16 protein-coding genes are annotated in these 17,868 nt (G+C 35.9%); 5 read left to right on the forward strand and 11 right to left on the reverse strand.

The genetic code is table 11. The annotated features are described in order from the left end of the window. Positions 1-5 precede the first annotated feature (5 nt). The 6 genes from CHRYMOREF3P_RS22395 to CHRYMOREF3P_RS22420 form a co-directional block, all read right to left on the reverse strand. Positions 6-662 (reverse strand): GDSL-type esterase/lipase family protein, encoded by a 657-nt coding sequence (locus CHRYMOREF3P_RS22395; protein ID WP_077414968.1) that lies wholly within the window; start codon positions 660-662, stop codon positions 6-8. A gap of 65 nt (positions 663-727) precedes the next feature. After that, entirely contained in the window at positions 728-1,192 is a 465-nt protein-coding gene (locus tag CHRYMOREF3P_RS22400) for a lipocalin family protein (RefSeq protein ID WP_047383521.1), read from the reverse strand. Positions 1,193-1,497: 305 nt separating this feature from the next. Next, complete coding sequence (locus CHRYMOREF3P_RS22405; RefSeq protein WP_180565555.1) at positions 1,498-2,661, reverse strand: iron-containing alcohol dehydrogenase; 1,164 nt, start codon at positions 2,659-2,661, stop codon at positions 1,498-1,500. A 206-nt stretch (positions 2,662-2,867) separates the two neighbouring features. After that, entirely contained in the window at positions 2,868-3,473 is a 606-nt protein-coding gene (locus CHRYMOREF3P_RS22410; protein ID WP_077414964.1) for a hypothetical protein, read from the reverse strand. Positions 3,474-3,507: 34 nt separating this feature from the next. Further along, positions 3,508-3,912: a hypothetical protein gene (locus CHRYMOREF3P_RS22415; RefSeq protein WP_077414962.1), complete on the reverse strand. Its 405-nt coding sequence runs from the start codon at positions 3,910-3,912 to the stop codon at positions 3,508-3,510. 72 nt (positions 3,913-3,984) lie between these two features. Then, complete coding sequence (locus CHRYMOREF3P_RS22420; protein ID WP_077414960.1) at positions 3,985-4,704, reverse strand: hypothetical protein; 720 nt, start codon at positions 4,702-4,704, stop codon at positions 3,985-3,987. A 130-nt stretch (positions 4,705-4,834) separates the two neighbouring features. Between CHRYMOREF3P_RS22420 and CHRYMOREF3P_RS22425 the strand changes: the two genes are divergently transcribed. After that, positions 4,835-7,369: a phosphoenolpyruvate carboxylase gene (locus CHRYMOREF3P_RS22425; protein ID WP_077414958.1), complete on the forward strand. Its 2,535-nt coding sequence runs from the start codon at positions 4,835-4,837 to the stop codon at positions 7,367-7,369. A 201-nt stretch (positions 7,370-7,570) separates the two neighbouring features. On the opposite strand, the gene CHRYMOREF3P_RS22430 is transcribed toward CHRYMOREF3P_RS22425, so the two are convergent. Then, positions 7,571-9,172 carry a S8/S53 family peptidase gene (locus CHRYMOREF3P_RS22430; RefSeq protein ID WP_180565556.1) on the reverse strand — a complete coding sequence of 534 codons (1,602 nt, stop codon included), beginning with the start codon at positions 9,170-9,172 and terminating at the stop codon, positions 7,571-7,573. An 88-nt stretch (positions 9,173-9,260) separates the two neighbouring features. Between CHRYMOREF3P_RS22430 and CHRYMOREF3P_RS22435 the strand changes: the two genes are divergently transcribed. The 4 genes from CHRYMOREF3P_RS22435 (at position 9,261) to CHRYMOREF3P_RS22450 (ending at position 12,482) form a co-directional block, all read left to right on the forward strand. Next, complete coding sequence (locus tag CHRYMOREF3P_RS22435; protein WP_077414954.1) at positions 9,261-10,385, forward strand: DegT/DnrJ/EryC1/StrS family aminotransferase; 1,125 nt, start codon at positions 9,261-9,263, stop codon at positions 10,383-10,385. 227 nt (positions 10,386-10,612) lie between these two features. Then, positions 10,613-10,846: a hypothetical protein gene (locus CHRYMOREF3P_RS22440; RefSeq protein WP_139348485.1), complete on the forward strand. Its 234-nt coding sequence runs from the start codon at positions 10,613-10,615 to the stop codon at positions 10,844-10,846. Positions 10,847-10,854: 8 nt separating this feature from the next. Then, the gene (gene galE / locus CHRYMOREF3P_RS22445) at positions 10,855-11,877 is read left to right on the forward strand and encodes a UDP-glucose 4-epimerase GalE (RefSeq protein ID WP_077414950.1); all 1,023 of its coding nucleotides are present in this window, start codon (positions 10,855-10,857) and stop codon (positions 11,875-11,877) included. Between the two features lie 152 nt (positions 11,878-12,029). Continuing rightward, on the forward strand, positions 12,030-12,482 hold the full coding sequence (locus CHRYMOREF3P_RS22450; protein WP_077414948.1) for an adenylyltransferase/cytidyltransferase family protein: 453 nt from the start codon (positions 12,030-12,032) through the stop codon (positions 12,480-12,482). A gap of 46 nt (positions 12,483-12,528) precedes the next feature. Here the strand turns inward: CHRYMOREF3P_RS22450 and CHRYMOREF3P_RS22455 are convergent, their stop codons facing one another. From CHRYMOREF3P_RS22455 to CHRYMOREF3P_RS22470, 4 genes are all read right to left on the reverse strand, one after another. Beyond that, positions 12,529-15,138 carry a TonB-dependent receptor domain-containing protein gene (locus CHRYMOREF3P_RS22455; RefSeq protein ID WP_077414946.1) on the reverse strand — a complete coding sequence of 870 codons (2,610 nt, stop codon included), beginning with the start codon at positions 15,136-15,138 and terminating at the stop codon, positions 12,529-12,531. 133 nt (positions 15,139-15,271) lie between these two features. Continuing rightward, positions 15,272-16,297: an endolytic transglycosylase MltG gene (mltG, locus tag CHRYMOREF3P_RS22460; protein ID WP_077414944.1), complete on the reverse strand. Its 1,026-nt coding sequence runs from the start codon at positions 16,295-16,297 to the stop codon at positions 15,272-15,274. A 32-nt stretch (positions 16,298-16,329) separates the two neighbouring features. Beyond that, the gene (dapF, locus tag CHRYMOREF3P_RS22465) at positions 16,330-17,097 is read right to left on the reverse strand and encodes a diaminopimelate epimerase (protein ID WP_180565557.1); all 768 of its coding nucleotides are present in this window, start codon (positions 17,095-17,097) and stop codon (positions 16,330-16,332) included. Between the two features lie 90 nt (positions 17,098-17,187). Continuing rightward, a complete protein-coding gene (locus CHRYMOREF3P_RS22470) occupies positions 17,188-17,868 on the reverse strand; it encodes a hypothetical protein (protein ID WP_047383550.1) in 681 nt (226 codons plus the stop codon).

Raw genomic sequence — 17,868 nt, forward strand, 5'->3', positions numbered from 1 at the left:
ATAGTTTATTTCAGGTAAGGAGTGATCACTTTGGTCCAGATTTTATATCCCTCCGGCTTAAAATGAAGCATATCTTCCACAAAAATATCTTTTCTTACATTTCCATTAGCATCTTCCATCGCTTTAGTAACATCAATATACTCAGCATTGGGTTCTTTTTTCATAAATGCAGCGATCTTCTTGTTGGTAATTTTCATCTGCGGCCAGATCACTTCTCTACTTGGAGAGTACTTGATAGAGATATAATCAACTTCAATATTGGGAAATTTTTCACGTATTTTTTTATAAAAAGCTTTATATCTGTCAACCACTACTTTTGCTTTTAGCTGATGGTTGTCTGCAAAATCATTTTCGCCACAGTAAATAATGATCTGCTTTGGCTGATAGGGAGCTAAAAGATCATTCGCAAAATCATTAAGGTCTGTAAGTCTGGACCCTCCGAACCCTCTGTTGATAATTTTTTGATTAGGGAAATAATCTGCTATATCAGTCCATTTTGTGAATGACGAGCTTCCCAGAAATAGAATGGCATCCTTTGGTGGCGGGTTTTGCTGATCTTGCTTTTTGAATTCCTGAATGTCCTGCCAGAACATTGGTTTTTTTTCCTGAGAAAAGGCAATAACAAAACACAGCAATAGGAATGCTGATAGAATCTTCTTCATTATATTCAGTTTTAAATTAGATATAAAAATAATAAAAAACTCCCGATTAGCGGGAGTTTTATGATTTATCTTTTGTAAGTAACATAGGGGATATCAGGAATTTTATCTCCATCCATATCAAAAATTCCGGATTGCTGAGCAAGTTTAAAATCTTTACCCGTCAAAACATCAACTCTGTAGGTGATAGGTGATTCTTCCTCACCAAACTTAATTCCTATAACTTTTGAATCTGCATCATAAGTATATCTTCCTTCAGTTTTTGGAGATGGAGTACAGTCAGCACCTTCTCCTGTATAGGCTGTATAGCTCACATAATAGTCTGTTCTTAAGAAAAGAGTGTTTTTGGCTGCACATCCAGTTAATGTCTCAGTATAAAGCACTGTTTTATTATCTTTTCCGGAAATTACTTCCCTTTTAACTTCCTTCCAATCTCCCTTCATGATATCCATATCGTAAGCTTCAAGATTGTCATCTTTACAAGAAGTAAGTGCCAGGGCAGAAAAGGCAAATAAAAGTAGCTGTTTTTTCATTTTCACAAATTTAAGAATATGCTAAAATATAAATAAATTTGAAATATCTATAATGAAATAATGATTTTTTAAACGAATGTTTGTAAATTGAATAATTTTGAGAGGATAATCAGTATTTTCAGGCGTCTAAAAGCCGCTAAAACATAAGAAATTGATTTAAAGAATATACAACTAATTAGTCAAGATCATATAAAATCAAAAGAAGCGGGCTAAATCCCGCTTCAATATGAATTAATTGCCACTCTTCCAGTCAAAAATTAAAGGCTCAGTATAATTTTAAACCTTAAACCTTAAATTTTGAATTTCTAGTAGCTCATCTCTACAATCTTATAAGCATCCTGCGGAGTTAGTTTTTTATACTCTCCAAGGCCTAACCATTTTCTGTCTGTAAAGGCTTTTTCAACCTTTTCAGCTGTTCCTTTAAAGTCTTCTGTATACTCAGAAAGTTTGGTTTTGATATGAAGGCTGTGGAAGAATTCTTCCATTTTTTTGATTCCCTGTTCTGCTTTTTCTTCTACACTTCCGTCTTTGATTCCCCAGACTCTCTCGGCATATTGTGCCAGCTTTCCTTTTTTATCATCAAAATTGTAACGATAGTGGGATGGAGCGATAATTGCCAGCGTTCTTGCATGATCAATACCGAAATAAGCAGTCAGCTCGTGTCCCATTGCGTGTACTGCCCAGTCTGTAATGACTCCTTTCTGGATCAGTCCGTTCAGCGCCATTGTACAGCACCACATAAAGTTTCCGGCAGCATCATAGTTGAAATCATCAGCCAATACTTTTGGAGCCGTTTCCTGAAGACTGATCAGAATGCTTTCTGCAATTCTTTCCTGAAGATCAGCAGAAGAAGGCGCAGTCATGTATTGTTCCAAAACGTGGGTGTAGGCATCTGTAATTCCATTCACAATTTGGTTTTTTGGAATAGATCTGATCACCTCCGGATCCAATACAGAAAACTGTGGGAAAAGTCCCGGTCCTCCGGAAGACAATTTTTCATTAGTTTCTCTTCTTGAGATTACATACCCTGAATTCATTTCTGAACCGGTTGCAGGCAGCGTTAAAATACTTCCAAATGGCATTCCTTCTCCTTCAAAAGTTCTTACTGAATTTCTCAGAATGTCCCACGGTTCGCCAGCATAATTAGCTGCTGCGGAGATAAATTTCGTTCCGTCAATCACAGATCCGCCACCAACAGCAAGAAGATAAGTGATATTTTTTTCTTTAATAAAGCTTAAGGCATTGATTAAGACTTCATATTCAGGATTGGCAGGAACCCCACCAAATTCATATACTTCATGATCCTTCAAGGCCTCTTTTACCTGGTCGTAAACACCATTGTTTTTGATGCTTCCACCTCCGTAAATCATTAATATTCTTGCATCTTTAGGGATTTCTTTTGAAATTTTAGCAATTTCACCTTTCCCGAAAAGTATTTTTGTTGGATTTTTAAACTCGAAATTAAGCATTGTTCTAAATTTATTTTAACCCAAATTTACGGAATGAAAAAAGAAAATTGAGTTAACGAAATTTTAAAATTGCTATTATTATATTTTATGAAAGCTATTGCAGTTAATGGTTTTTGAACTATTGATATTATTCCTTTTTATATCATTCAGTCGTTTTTCCAGATTAAGGATAAAGAATCCTTGTGGCTTAGCATTTTCCAACTAAGTTATAATGGACTGCAGTTTTCATCCTTTGCATAGATTCCATTGCTTTTCGCTTCCAACTTTCCGGTTTTTCTGTTGATCTTCACCAAAAAAGACTCTTTTACAGCCGGACAGCCCTTAGACTGCATAAGATACATAGAGATATGACGGTCCTCAATTTTATAAGCTCCGGTAAAACGGTTGCTTGTATCTACCGAATAACCATACGTTTTTGCGAGCAAAATAGCTTCAGGAAGATTGTCTACAGTTCCGATAAAGTCTCTTAACTGCTGTTCATTGGAAAAATAAACTGATCTTTCATTTTTGCATGCAAGAATGTATGAAAAGCAGTTGTTGCCTATACATTTCTGGAAAAAACCTCTTTCCGGAACAGGCTCATTGATGGTCATAAAATCGGGAGCCTGGCTTTCATAGACCACTGCTTTTTCATAATCAGTATCATTGCTGAGCACCCGCCAGTAGGCATAGTCTTTATCAGGAACAATGAAAGGATAGAGATAATCTACCGTATCAAGGATATCAGGAATTTTCTTGTAATCATCGGAAACCTTGATCTGGCCAAAAAACAGATTGGAAAGGATCAGGAAAAAAGCGATGATGAGTTTCATAGAGAAAGTGTTTTCAGTGCAAATTTAAAGAGAATTATTCCAATACAATTTTATAATATCCTTTTTCATCAGTTACATCAATATCTATTCCTGTAAAAGTCAGTTTATTGATTTGATAACCATCACAAGCTCCTTTAAATTCTGATGACTGTATTGCAAAATCAAGGTTTTTAATATTAGAATAAAATTTATAATTTTTTGTTCCGTTATAGGCGCCTACATTTTCTACAATAACCTTGTTGTCGGAGGTTTTGGTTAATTGTATATTAACATTGTTTTCATCCTGAACTGAATACGTGGTCAATGTTCCATTGGCAATAAGATTCTCATTGTTGGAGTTTACGAACTCAAAAATGATGGGTAGAGGTGCATTGTAACAATCTTTTTCACAAGAGATAAACAGAATTGTTATGAGTAGAAAAGTAAATATTTTTTTCATGGATTATGGATGTTGTAAGAGTAAAATTAATGAAAATTATATTAAACGGACTCTTACATATATCTCAAAGAATTAGTTGACCATATGCTCTACAAAAGGAACAATCCTGTTATTCTCAATTTTTCCTTTGATATAAACAGAATCGCCATTCTTGAAAATGTATTCATTGACAAGAAGATTGTTTAACCCGCTAGGTTCAAAAAAAGACTGAATCCAGGGATGCAGATTTTTTAATAAGGAAATTTTTTGAGTTCCTCTGGGTTTATAATCTTGCAGATAGTAGGGTGTTCTATCGCTTGTAGTATAAGTTTCGTAGACAAAAGGCATATTTCTTTGATCTGGATTTTTTATGATACACCTATTAAAATCAATAGGATATAATTGCCCATTGATTAAAAGTTGAGCTCCTTTGGGATAGCCTGCTGCCATGGCGTAATCGAATTTTTCGTAAATTTCTTTATATCGTTTGTTTTGTTTGACGGTACCCACACGCAGCAGATAGAATGCCGCATCTTTTCCTGATAGAGGAGCTGAGATCGTTTGGTCTGTATAAACGGTGCATTTAAGAACGGGTAATGAGTGGATGACATCTACCTGCTTATTGTACTCATCAACTCTTTCCTGCATTGATTCCATACTGCCAAAAGCAAAAGAGCTAAAAGCTATTGCTGAAAAAGCAAAGACCAGCATAAACACTCCAAATATGATTAAAATAGTTTTCAGTCCCTTTTTGTCAAGCTGGGTTCCATTGTTTTTAATATTCACATTGGCGTTAAAATTGAATTTAATCATGGTTCGTTTAAATAGCTTTCAAAACTAAGGAATTCTTGAATAAAAATTAATATGTTTTTTTGCTTTTAATCCTTTATTTTTTTGTCATTTGTCAACCCAACTCATTCCAAAATCACTTACATTTGTTATTATGATACACGACCAACGCGCAGAAAAATTCAGGCAGATCGTGGAAAATAAGTTCCAGATCTACAATTCATTATTTATGAGCCTGCCTTATGATAAAATGACGAATATCGGAATGCTGCTTCCGTTTCTTTATGAGGAAAGCAGAACCGGCTATGAAGCAGGAAAAACCCCCGAAAACATCGTCGAAGAATTTTTTAAAAACCATACTGATCTTCAGACTGAGGAACAGAAACTCGAACTGCTTTTCAAGATCATTCAGTATATAGAAAGACAGGTAGTTTTGTTTGACAGTATTGAAGATGCTGCTTTTCCTAATCTTCACTCCGAAAGTGACAGTGGTACCGTAACCAATCTTTTTGAACGCTCTTTTCAGGATCATAAAATTGAAAAAGTACGTGAAAAATTAAAAGATTTTAGTGTAAAGGTCGTGTTTACAGCGCACCCTACACAGTTTTACCCAAGTTCAGTACAAAGGATCATTCAGGACTTAAGAGGAGCTATTACCAGTGATTCCGTTACTCAGATTGATACGCTTCTGCAGCAGCTGGGGAAGACCCCTTTTGTCAACAAAGAAAAACCTACTCCTATAGATGAAGCTTTGAGTATCATTTCATACCTGAGATACGTATATTACGATACCATTGGCGAATTGTTTACGAAGATCAAAAAGACTTTCGGAAACGGGCATTTTCATCTTCATGAAGATATTATCCAGCTTGGATTCTGGCCTGGAGGAGACAGGGATGGAAATCCGTTTGTAACAGCAGATGTAACAAAAAGGGTAGCAGAAGAACTTCGTTCGGCAATTCTGAAGTCCTATTACAGCCATTTGAAATTTATCAGAAGAAGATTAAGTTTCAGAGGCGTTTCTGAAGTTTTAACCCAATTAAGTGAAGAACTGTATGCTGCCATTTTTGATGGAAAAAGTATTACAGCTGAAGATATTTTAAAGAAAGCTGCAGAAGCGGAAAAAATATTAGTTAATGAACACAACTCTTTGTTTTTAGATCTTCTGGCCAATTTCAGAGATCGTGTAATGATCTTCGGAACTCACTTTGCAACGTTGGATATCCGTCAGGACAGCAGAATCCATCAGAAAGTGATTGATGATGTTTTTGCAAAAGTATCTGGAAATGAAGAGGCTGATTACGAACAAAAATTCAATAAGCTGATTCAGGTTTCAGAAACGGTAAATGCTGAAGATTTTGAAGATATTGTGAAAGATACATTGTTAACAGTTTCACAGGTTACAGACATTCAGAATCTGAATGGATTAAGGGGAATGAACCGCTATATTATTTCCAATTCTGATGCGGTAAAAGATGTGATGAATGTGTATGCATTCTTTAAGATTTGCGGGTATAAAGACGAAGATATCAATATGGATATCGTTCCGCTTTTTGAAACGATGGAAGGTCTTGCCAACGCTGAAAATGTGATGAAGGAGCTGTATCATAATCCGGTCTACAAAAAACATCTGGAAAAAAGAGGGAATCAGCAGACCATTATGCTTGGGTTTTCTGATGGAACCAAAGATGGTGGATATTTAAAAGCCAATTGGGAAATTTATAAAGCAAAAGAAGTATTGACCAAGCTTTCCGAGCAGAGCAATATCAAAGTTGTATTCTTTGATGGCAGAGGAGGGCCACCAGCCAGAGGAGGAGGAAAGACCCACGATTTCTATGCTTCTCAGGGAAAAACTATTGCCAATAATAAAATTGAACTTACGATCCAGGGGCAAACCATTACCAGTATTTTTGGAAATAAGGAACAGGCAAAATATAATTTTGAACAGCTTCTGACAGCTGGTGTAGAAAATGATGTATTCAAAAATGCAAAAAAAGAGCTTACGGAAAAAGAAAGAGCTTTAATCATTGAATTGGCGGATATCAGCTATGGAAAATATTCAGATTTAAAGGCTCATCCTATGTTTGTTCCATACCTTCAGGAGATGAGTACTCTTGAATATTATGGAAAAACAAATATCGGAAGCCGTCCTTCAAAAAGAGGAAACGGAAGCGAACTGAAATTTGAAGATCTGAGGGCTATTCCGTTTGTGGGCTCATGGTCACAACTGAAACAGAACGTTCCCGGATTTTTTGGCTTTGGATATGCTATGCAAAAGATGAAAGAACAGGGAAGATTTGAAGAAGTAAGAGAATTGTATAAAGGTTCGGATTTCTTTAAAACGTTAGTGCTGAACTCGATGATGAGTATGAATAAATCTTATTTCCCGCTGACTTATTATATTAAAAGCAACCCAAAGTTTGGTGCATTCTGGAATGTTCTTTTTGATGAATACGAGCTTTCAAGAGAAATAATGCTGGAGCTGACAGGTTTCAAAATGCTTCAGGAAGAAGATCCACTGTCCAGAAAATCGGTGAAGATCCGCGAAAAGATTGTGCTTCCATTATTGAGCATTCAACAATATGCCTTGATGAAAATACAGAAAGGAGAGGGCAATAAAGAAGCCTATGAAAAATTGGTGACAAGATCACTGTTTGGAAATATTAACGCGAGCAGAAACTCTGCTTAAGTTGTTTTAAACAAACGTTTTGTACATAGTGTACAATAATATATCAACAGGAATGGGCTTAGCCCATTCTTTTTTTATTAATCAATCCATCCGCTTTAGCCGAAATATAGCTGTTGTAGAAGAATATCTCTCGCACATTCAACAAAATTAAACACCATATCAAAATCTGCTCAATCTGTTTAATCCGCGAGAGACAAAAAATTATTCTTTTAAGAATTTCTCATAGTAAACCTTATCCTTCATCTGAATTTTCAGATAATAAGTTCCTTTGGCAAAATCCTCCACTTTTATAGATTTCTGCTGGCTGCTTTTTCTGATCAGTCTTCCCAGATTATCATAGATTTCCAAAGACAGGACTTCCTGCTCTGATGCTATATTCAGAATGTTTTTAGCAGGATTCGGGAATATAGAAAACTTTTCCTTTTTTACCGTTTCGGAAGTATTCAGAACGATATTGTACAGACTTCCGAAGTTGAGAATGCCAAATCCTATCTGATCTGAATGGGCAGGATAAAGCGAAGCTGTTTGTCTTAGCTTTGTTCTCATCTGCTCCCTGTCCATCGTTGGAAATGCCTGAATAAGACATGCCACACCTCCTGCAGCAATAGGAGTAGAAATGGATGTTCCATTCACAACTGTAGTCGCATTATCATACACTGTGGTGGTAGCAGTTCCTTGAGTACTTCCGTCAGGTTTTACCACTCCAAGAGAGTTCGGCCCAAAAGAAGAAAATCCGGATGCATTCCCTGCCGAATCTACAGAACCGATGGAGAATACTTTAGCATTGTCAGATGGTGTCATCAGATAATGCCATGGCTGCAGCCCGGAATTTCCGGCAGCAGCCAGAACAAAAATTCCTTTTTCAGCAGCAATACCTGCTCCCCGGGCAATGAAAGAAGTACTTCCGTTCATATTGGCATAAGTATAATTGTAACGGCTCTCATCAAAAATATTGTATCCCAGTGATGAGGTGATGATTTCTACGCCTTTTCTGTCTGCTTCCTCAGCTGCTTCAATCCAGTATAGCTCTTCTTCAGGAACCTCTACAGTAGCATTTTCACTTCGGTAGAGATAGAAATCAGCATCAGGAGCAGCGCCAACAAATATGTTTTCCAGATATCCGCCGATAGCTCCTAAAACAACAGAACCATGAGGACTGAGCGTTGTATTATAAATGTTTCCGGTTTTGGTGACAAAATCATAGGCCGCTTTTATATGATTACCGTTCCATAATCTTGAAAAAGCAGTTCCTGTATTCACAGTTGGAAATCCGGCATCAATGACGGCTATAGAAATCCCTGTTCCGGTATAACCTGCCAGGTGAAGTGGCCGTATATTGACCTGATCGATTTGGCCGGCACCGGAACCATAATTAAAGGTGGTAAGTATTTTATTGAGACTTGCATCATCTTGCCATTTTACAGGTGCTGTTTTTACAGTGGTTGAACTGTTTCTGGCAAAACTTTCAACAGACAAGACAAAAGATTGAGCCTGCAGCAGTGTTTTTTGGGCAGGAGTAGCATTCACTGCCGCTCCGTTAAGCCATTTTGAATAATCTGTAACGGTAAATCCTAAATTTTGAAGATTCTGAAGATAAGACTGTTCAATAGGGGCATCCTGATCGTTGAGAGGAATTCCCAGCGTTGTACGCCTGTTGAGTGATTTCTGACTGAGTTCAGAAAGCGGATTTGCATAAAATGCAGCTTTGTTGGGCTTATCAGTAAAGAAAACAAACACAAGTTCTGTTTGGGCAGATACATTAAGGTAACCCGTTAGGAAACAAAAGAGTAAAAGTTTTTTCATAAGATTATTTTGTATAAAGATAAAAACAAAATCAATAAAATTTTTGATAGGATATTAAATTCCTTATTTTTACAGAAATATTTATTATATGAAAAAAATTCAGATGGTTGACTTGCAAAGTCAGTATTACAAAATAAAGAATGATGTAGACAATGCTGTTTTGAATGTAATGGACTCTGCAGCGTTTATTAACGGACCTGAAGTAAAGTCTTTCCAGAATGAATTGGAGTCTTATTTAGAAGTAAAACATGTGATTCCGTGTGCCAATGGTACAGATGCATTACAGATTGCCTTAATGGCCCTGGACCTGAAAGAAGGCGATGAGATCATCACCGCTGATTTTACTTTTGCTGCAACGGTAGAAGTAATTCACCTGCTTAAGCTAAAATCTGTATTGGTAGATGTAGATTATGATACATTCACTATTTCTACAGAGCAGATAAAAAAAGCGATTACGCCAAGAACAAAAGCGATCATTCCGGTACACATTTTCGGACAGTGTGCGAATATGGAAGAAATTTTGAAAATTGCTGAAGAGCACAACCTATATGTTATTGAAGACAACGCTCAGGCAATCGGTTCAGAATATACATTCTCTGACGGAAGTGTAAAGCAGGCAGGAACAATGTCTACTGTAGGAACAACTTCTTTCTTCCCTTCAAAAAATCTTGGATGCTACGGAGATGGTGGAGCTATTTTTACCAACAACGATGAATTAGCACACCGTTTGAGAGGAATTGTAAACCACGGAATGTACGAAAGATATTATCATGATGAGGTAGGAGTAAACTCCCGTCTGGACAGTATTCAGGCTGCGGTATTAAGAAAAAAACTTCCTCACCTTGATTCTTACAATGAAGCAAGAAAAAGAGCAGCAGATTTTTATGATGAAGCATTTGAAGGAAACCCGAATATTCTGACTCCAAAAAGAGCTGAGAACTCTACTCACGTATTCCACCAGTATACTTTAAGAATTCTGAATGGAAAACGTAATGAACTTCAAAAGTTTTTAACGGAAAAAGAAATCCCTGCAATGATCTATTATCCGGTGGCCCTAAGAAAGCAGAAAGCTTACTTCCAGGAGAGCAATGATGCAGACTTTGTGAATACAGATAAGCTGCTGGATCAGGTAATTTCTTTACCAATGCATACAGAATTAGACGAAGAACAACTGAAGTATATTACGGATGCTGTTCTTGAGTTTATGGGATAAAAATAACTATGACGGAATTTTTTTTAAAAGGAAGGAAATATAAATTCTTTTTAGGGTTTCATCTTTTTATCGTAGGATTATATTCAATCTATGTAATAAATACATTGAATTCCTATAATTCCTCATCTTACTCAGAATACTATAAAGAGAGTATTTTTGAAAATATTTTGAAATACTCTTTTTACATTATTGTAAATTTAATTTCAGGGGGGATTATTTATTTTAAAATGAAGTATACAAAGAGTATTCTCAATTTTATTGCAGTAATGATCTTTATTTTAGTTTGTTATGCAGAATATACCCTCATTAAAACTTATACCAATAATTCATATTACAACTTTGTAATTGCTTTTAATACAATAGTTATAGGTTTTATTATTTTTTATCTTCTTTATCTGAACAATATGGATAAAGAGGTAAAGAAAAACGAAATAGAAAATATAGGCAAACACGAAGATTAAAAAATAAAATGGCAATACTTGTTACGGGAGGACTTGGATATATTGGTTCTCACACAGTAGTGGAACTTATCAATAGCGGCTTTGAAGTAGTTATCGTAGATGATTTATCCAATACGGAAAGGTTTATTTTAAAAAATATAGAAGAAATTACAGGTAAAAAGGTGGCTTTTTATCCTTTTGATCTAAAAAGAAGAGAACTTCTTACTCAGGTTTTTGATGCCTATCAGATTGATGGATGTATCAACTTTGCAGCTTCTAAAGCAGTAGGAGAGAGCCAGATAAAACCTGTGGACTATTATGAGAATAATTTGTTCTCACTGATTAATATTCTTCAGGAATTTAAAGAAAGAGAAGTTTCCAACTTTATTTTCAGTTCATCCTGTACAGTATACGGGCAGGCAGATGTAATGCCGATTGATGAAAATACTCCTTTAAAAGTACCTGAGAGTGTGTATGGGAAAACAAAACAAATGGGAGAACAGATCCTGATTGATTTTGCAAATGCCTATCACCGTAAAATTTCGTTATTAAGATATTTTAACCCGATCGGAGCCCATCCTTCTGCAAAACTTGGAGAACTGCCGATAGGAATTCCTAATAACCTGGTACCTTATGTGATGCAGACGGCTTCAGGAGTACGTGAGAAACTGAGTATTTGGGGAGATGATTATGCTACAGAGGACGGGACAGCCGTTCGTGATTATATTTATGTTGTTGACCTGGCGAAAGCACACGTTGCAGCATTAAAAAAACTGATGGAAGACTCTTCATCTGAAGCTGTGATTGATACCTACAACCTGGGAACAGGAAAAGGTTCATCCGTGCTGGAAGTGGTGAAAGCATTTGAAAAGGCCAATAATGTAGAAGTGCCGTATCAGATCTGTGCCAGAAGAGAAGGAGATATTACGATCGCGTATGCCAATGCTGAAAAAGCTGAGAAAGAACTCAACTGGAAGTCTGAAACTTCTCTGGAAGAAGCTTTAAGAACGGTTTGGGAATGGCAGAAGTATTTGAATACAAGGAATGTATAGTATTTCTATGGTTATGAAGATTTACTGACTATAGAAAAGAACAATTTAAAACGAATTATATAAACAAATTACAAAACGTCTTCCCTGAATCTTTTGTTTTTATCTTTTTAAAAAGAACATTTATTTCAGTGAAGTTTTAATTCAAAATTAATATGAAGACACAGAGAATAGGGATTACATTTTCCTCATTTGACTTATTACATGCCGGGCATATCAAAATGCTTGAAGAAGCTAAAACGGTATGTGACTATTTAATCGTTGGACTTCAGATCGACCCTTCCCACGATCGCCCCAACAAAAATAAGCCAAGCCAGACTATCGTTGAAAGGTATATTCAGCTGAAAGCAGTAAATGCTGTGGATGAGATCATTCCTTATTATACAGAAGAAGATCTGCTGGATATTTTAAAGTCATTTGTGATTGATGTAAGAATCATCGGGGATGATTATATGGACAGAGACTTTACAGGTAAGAAATACTGTGAAGAAAAAGGAATTGAGATCTTTTACAACAAAAGAGACCATAGGTTTTCCACCAGTGATCTGAGAAGAAGGATCTATGAAGCTGAAAAAGAAAAAGATTCCAAAGCTGAACCTGTAAAATAACAATAATAAAAAATCCCGAAAAGTAATTTTCGGGATTTTTGTTGTATTACATCGGACCGCCTTGCTGGTCGTCTCCGGCTGCATTGGAATTGATATCTTTTTTCTTTTTAGGCTGATCTACTTTTTCACCCTGCTTAAATCTGTAGGTTAGAGAAATAGAAAACTGTCTTGGCTGCCACTGCATATAGTTTCTTCTTGTGTAATCCTCATTGAAACTAAGTACTTCTCTGCTTCTCGTATTGAAAATATCCTGAATATTGAAGGAAATGGTTCCGTCTCCTTTCCAGATCGTTTTGGAAGCACCAAGGTTCAGCGCGTACATATCCTGAGTATTCTGGTTGGCAGATTTCTGTGCTCCTCTATAGAATCCCTGTAACTGTACACTTAATGTTTTATCAAGTTTAAAGGTTGTATTAAGACGTGCTCTGGTAGAAAAACCATTTCCTGTAAAATCCATATTTCGGGTTTGCTGCAACTTATTTTTATCAAGAGCATCATAATAAGCAATTCCGGTGGTTTTATAGCCGAACATGTCTAAGCTACCCATTATTTTTAGCCACGCAAAAGGATCATAGGTAAAGTTAAGATCCAAACCATAACGTTCATCATTTCCAAGGTTGATAGGTTTTGTATAGAATACTCCCAGACTTTCATCAGGTCTGTACACTAACATTTTAGTATCATCAGTGGCGTGTCTGTAGTATAGGGTAGGATTAATAGTAAACTTTTTTCTTGTAATATTATACCCTACTTCAAATGAATCTACATATGATGGGTTAAGATCTATGTTTCCTTCAAAAATATTCTGACTGTTGCTGTAATTCGGGAAAGGAACCATGAAGAAAGATCTTGGCCTGTCTATTCTACGGGAATAATTAACCAAAATCTGATTGTTCTTAGATACATCATAGCTTAAGAATATACTCGGAAATAAATTGTTGTAGTTTTTTGTTTTATTTAATTGTGGATCATTAGGATTTTGATTGATGTAATTGATCTTTACATTGGAAAGCTCATCTCTTAAACCAAGCTGATAAGCAAATTTTTCTCCGATTTTACTTTTAAACTGTAAATAGAAAGCATTGAAGATCTCTCTGTAATCCGTATCGTTATTATAGTTCGGGATATAAGGATTATTGGAAGTACTGCTTACAAAATTATTATAAGTATTATCATTCACATCCAATCTGTATCCTGCTTCAAGTTTAGATTTTTCTCCTATTGGTAATTCATAATCAGCTTTACCAATAATCGTTTTACTTACAGAATGTCTTCTGGTAATATCCTGTACATCAGGAAGCAGGTCATTGGTCTCAAGAATATTTGCATTATTATTACTTCTGTTTCTCTGTAAACTTAATGATACGGATAAATTCTGACCATTATCATCAAATTTGTGGTCTAAACCTACATCTCCCTGGAAGGCAAGGTTATTAAATATCGTTTTAGAATCTCTTTGTCCGTAAGGGTTTAATAATTGCCATGTTCCTGCAGTTCCATTTGGATCTGACGGGTCTTTGAAAAATCTGTGAAAACTATCATAAGTCTGCAAAAGTTCATTGCCATCTCCTTCAAATGTTCTGACCAATCCTGTTACATTAATCGATGTTTTGTCAGACAGATCATACACAAAACCCGCACTTACATTATAATTTTTATTATAGGTTTTACTGGTAGAATTTTGCAGCTGATGTACAAGAACATCATTTGGCTGGGTATTAGGAAAAATCTTAGGAAAAGTAATATTGTGATAAGTCGTTTCTGAATTATTTTTAGTTTTGTTTTCCGTATAGCCTCCTCCGCCGTTTACAAACCATGTCCAGTTATTTTTTCTCCAGCTCAGATTGGTATTAAGCGAGGTTCTTGGGAAATATCCTAATGACCCTACAACGCTACCGTTAAATCCTATTTTTTTGTTCTTTTTAAGGATGATATTAAGGATACCGGAAGTTCCGCTTGCTTCAAATTTAGAAGAAGGGTTGGTAATGACTTCAATTCTTTCAATCTGATCAGCCGGGATACTTTGTAAGGCATTGGCACCATCATCTATTCCCAGAAGAGCAGAAGGTTTTCCGTTGATCAGAAATTTTACATTGGTACTTCCCCTCATAGAAACCGTTCCGTCTGTATCTACAGAAACTGAAGGAACGTTGGTCAATACATCCTGAAGACTTCCTCCTTTACTCACGATATCCTGTGAAGGATCATATGTTTTCTTATCAAGTTCTACTTTATAAGGCTTAGCTGCTGAAGCGGTGATTACAACACCCTGGATTTCTTTTGTTTTTCCATCAATGGTTGTAGCCGCTTCTGGCTCTATAGATAATGCCCCGATATTACCCGCTATTGCAATATTTTTGCTGACTACACTCTTTTTGTAATCAATAGCTTCTACGGTGATATCATAATCTCCCGGTATAAGCTCAAGTTTATACTGCCCCTTTTCATCTGTCAGTACAGCATCACTTAATGCCTTGTTTACTTTATTGCTGAATGTTACAGAGGCATAGGGAACCGGTTGGTTTTTTTTGTTGACAATGATTCCTGAAACTCCAGCCTTCTCCTGTGCAAAAGCCATCGCCGCGGCTGAAAGTACTAACGTAAGTCCTAAAGTTTTTCTGGTGAAAATATTGACAATTTCTGTCTTATTCTTCATAGGTTATTTTTTTGTATAAAATCGTAAAAGGATAACCCATAATATTTCGAATATCTATATCAATTTGATTTTCAAAATATTATGATTATTTATTGTTTTTCTAACTGTATAAATTTTTAGGTGCTTTCTAAACTTATTTTATATTTTTTGAGTTGAGCCAGTCCTGGTAAGCCTTTGCATTTACAGCATGTTCTTCAGCACTTGCCGTAAACTTATGGTATCCAAATCTTGCCGGATCAGCACACATAAATATATAATTGTTGTTTTCTGCATTTAAAACAGCATCAATCGAATTTTTATCCACTACACAGATGGGTCCCGGAGGAATACCTGCGTTTGCATAAGTGTTGTAGGGTGATGGTGTAGACAAATGCTTATATAATACTCTTTTAATAGATTCTTTAAAATTAGTCTGCTTATTAATTGCGTAGATCACCGTAGGGTCAGACTGAAGTTTCATCCCTTTCCTGTAACGGTTTAAATACAATCCGGCAATCGTTTTCATTTCATCCTTTTTTCCTCCTGATTCCTTATAAACAATAGAAGCCAGTGCATAGATCTGATCTCTTGTAAGGCCAGACTGCTGTTCTTTATTTTTTCTTTCACTCGTCCAGAAATCATTGTACTGATTTTCAAACTTTGCAAAAAATTCTCGTGGGCTTACAGTCCAGAAGAAATTATAAGTGTCAATGAAGAAATATTTTTTTAAGTCTTCAACATTTTTATAGCCTTTCTCCTGTGCCACAGCATCCAGATCATTTATAAAATGTAACGAATCAATTTCCGTTTTTTTGGTCACCTTACCAATCATCTGATACATATCTCCAAAATCCCCGATTCTGTAAGAATTTGCCGTTTGGTTACCTGCTTTGATCATATTGACAAGGTTCTTATTTCCTGTTCCGCTCTGGATATGATAACGTCCCGCTTTAAAATTAGAATCAAGACCTTTTTCTTTAGCCACAGCTTCAAAAGATTCCCTGTCTTTAATATAAGGAGCAATAGAATCGAGGATCTGTTTAAAACCTGCTCTATGAGGAATCAGAACATAACCGTCTTTTTCTACGTTATTTCCTAAATATTTATTATAAAATCTCAAACCAAAAAATCCTGCGGCTACAAAAACCAGCAGAATGATAATGAGAATAGCTTTTTTCATTCTTATTAAATGTTGATTAAAAGTTTTTGTTTTTAAAGAAGATCTGTTTTACCTCTAAAAACTTGCTTTGCAGGACCTTCCAGCCAAATATTCTGGAATGTATCTCCGCTTTTTTCAGCATATACCTTAAGGTTTCCGCCTAAAGTTTTAACTTTTACAGAGGTTAGATTGTGTTTTTGAAGAAAAGTTAAAGCAGAAGCAGTAACTCCTGTTCCGCAACTGTAAGTTTCGTCCTCAACGCCTCGTTCATAGGTTCTTACAAAAATTTCATCATCAGAAATTTTTTCTACAAAGTTTACATTGATTCCTTTTTCTTTATAATTTTCTGAATTTCTGATCCCGTTTCCTTCAGTATACACGTTGTAATCGGGAAGATTTTCTACATATTTTACGTAATGTGGAGATCCTGTATTCAGAACAAAGTCATTTCCGTCTTGTGAAATGGTATTCACATTAATCATTTTCAATTTAATGATCCCGTTATGGATTTCAGCTTCATGCGCTCCGTCTGTTGCAATGAATTTGCATTTATCTTCAAAGATGTCAAGGAAAAAAGCAAAAGCTACAAGACATCTTCCTCCGTTTCCGCACATGGTACTTTCTCCTCCGTCAGAATTGTAGTAAACCATTTTGAAATCATAGTTCGGATCGTTTTCCAATAGAATAAGGCCGTCAGCACCTATTCCAAAACGTCTGTCACATAATTTTTCAATACTGTTTTTATCTTTAGTAAACTGCAGATCACGGTTGTCTACCATTACGAAATCATTTCCTGTTCCCTGATATTTATAAAATTCCATATTTTTTTGTCTAAATGAAGAAGCAAAATTAATATATTTAAAATGAAAAACGAACAGTGTTAACTGTTCGTTTCCTTATTTATAATCGTTTTATCTAAAGCCGCCTCCGCCGCTCTGTTGTCTGTTTGAACCACTGCTTTGGCCGCTGGAACTGTTTCTGAACCCACCGCCGGAAGATTCTGATCTGGTGCTGTTTTGGCTGCCGCTGTTTTGGTTTCTGAATCCACTGTTATTTTGGGTACTCTGACTATTCTGGTTACCGCTGCTTTGGTTTCTGAATCCGCTGTTACTGTTGGAATTTCTGAATCCGCTGTTGTTTTGGTTACCCTGATTGTTCTGATTACCATTGTTCTGGTTTCTGAATCCACTATTGCTATTGGAGTTTCTATTATTATTGAATCCTCCGTTATTATTGTACGAACCGTTACTATTCGTTGTACGCGTGTTCTGGAATCCGTTTTGAGGTCTCGATGAAGAAGAAGATCTTCTTTCTACATAGACTTTTCTTCTGGAGTTATTATAATTGTCATAGTAATAAGGAATTCCATTATCATAGTAGTAATTAACGTTGTTTCTGTAATAATACCCGTCATTACCATAATATCCTCCATTTCCGTAATATCCGGAAGGTGCATAGTAATATCCGTTGTTATAATAGGGATCTCCATATCCATAATTTCCATTGCTTCCGTATCCGTCGGTATATGCTAAACAAGAGGTTAAGCTGGTAATAGCAAAAATACTGACTGCTATTTTGAATAAATTTTTCAT

Origin of the sequence: Chryseobacterium sp. JV274 (genome assembly GCF_903969135.1) — a bacterium.
Taxonomy (GTDB): Bacteria; Bacteroidota; Bacteroidia; order Flavobacteriales; family Weeksellaceae; genus Chryseobacterium.

Excerpts from the sequence above, each read along its gene's own strand:
- CHRYMOREF3P_RS22395 (WP_077414968.1), bottom strand. The coding sequence starts at position 662 with ATGAAGAAGATTCTATCAGCATTCCTATTGCTGTGTTTTGTTATTGCC.
- CHRYMOREF3P_RS22400 (WP_047383521.1), bottom strand. The coding sequence starts at position 1,192 with ATGAAAAAACAGCTACTTTTATTTGCCTTTTCTGCCCTGGCACTTACT.
- CHRYMOREF3P_RS22405 (WP_180565555.1), bottom strand. The coding sequence starts at position 2,661 with ATGCTTAATTTCGAGTTTAAAAATCCAACAAAAATACTTTTCGGGAAA.
- CHRYMOREF3P_RS22410 (WP_077414964.1), bottom strand. The coding sequence starts at position 3,473 with ATGAAACTCATCATCGCTTTTTTCCTGATCCTTTCCAATCTGTTTTTT.
- CHRYMOREF3P_RS22415 (WP_077414962.1), bottom strand. The coding sequence starts at position 3,912 with ATGAAAAAAATATTTACTTTTCTACTCATAACAATTCTGTTTATCTCT.
- CHRYMOREF3P_RS22420 (WP_077414960.1), bottom strand. The coding sequence starts at position 4,704 with ATGATTAAATTCAATTTTAACGCCAATGTGAATATTAAAAACAATGGA.
- CHRYMOREF3P_RS22425 (WP_077414958.1), top strand. The coding sequence starts at position 4,835 with ATGATACACGACCAACGCGCAGAAAAATTCAGGCAGATCGTGGAAAAT.
- CHRYMOREF3P_RS22430 (WP_180565556.1), bottom strand. The coding sequence starts at position 9,172 with ATGAAAAAACTTTTACTCTTTTGTTTCCTAACGGGTTACCTTAATGTA.
- CHRYMOREF3P_RS22435 (WP_077414954.1), top strand. The coding sequence starts at position 9,261 with ATGAAAAAAATTCAGATGGTTGACTTGCAAAGTCAGTATTACAAAATA.
- CHRYMOREF3P_RS22440 (WP_139348485.1), top strand. The coding sequence starts at position 10,613 with ATGAAGTATACAAAGAGTATTCTCAATTTTATTGCAGTAATGATCTTT.
- galE (WP_077414950.1), top strand. The coding sequence starts at position 10,855 with ATGGCAATACTTGTTACGGGAGGACTTGGATATATTGGTTCTCACACA.
- CHRYMOREF3P_RS22450 (WP_077414948.1), top strand. The coding sequence starts at position 12,030 with ATGAAGACACAGAGAATAGGGATTACATTTTCCTCATTTGACTTATTA.
- CHRYMOREF3P_RS22455 (WP_077414946.1), bottom strand. The coding sequence starts at position 15,138 with ATGAAGAATAAGACAGAAATTGTCAATATTTTCACCAGAAAAACTTTA.
- mltG (WP_077414944.1), bottom strand. The coding sequence starts at position 16,297 with ATGAAAAAAGCTATTCTCATTATCATTCTGCTGGTTTTTGTAGCCGCA.
- dapF (WP_180565557.1), bottom strand. The coding sequence starts at position 17,097 with ATGGAATTTTATAAATATCAGGGAACAGGAAATGATTTCGTAATGGTA.
- CHRYMOREF3P_RS22470 (WP_047383550.1), bottom strand. The coding sequence starts at position 17,868 with ATGAAAAATTTATTCAAAATAGCAGTCAGTATTTTTGCTATTACCAGC.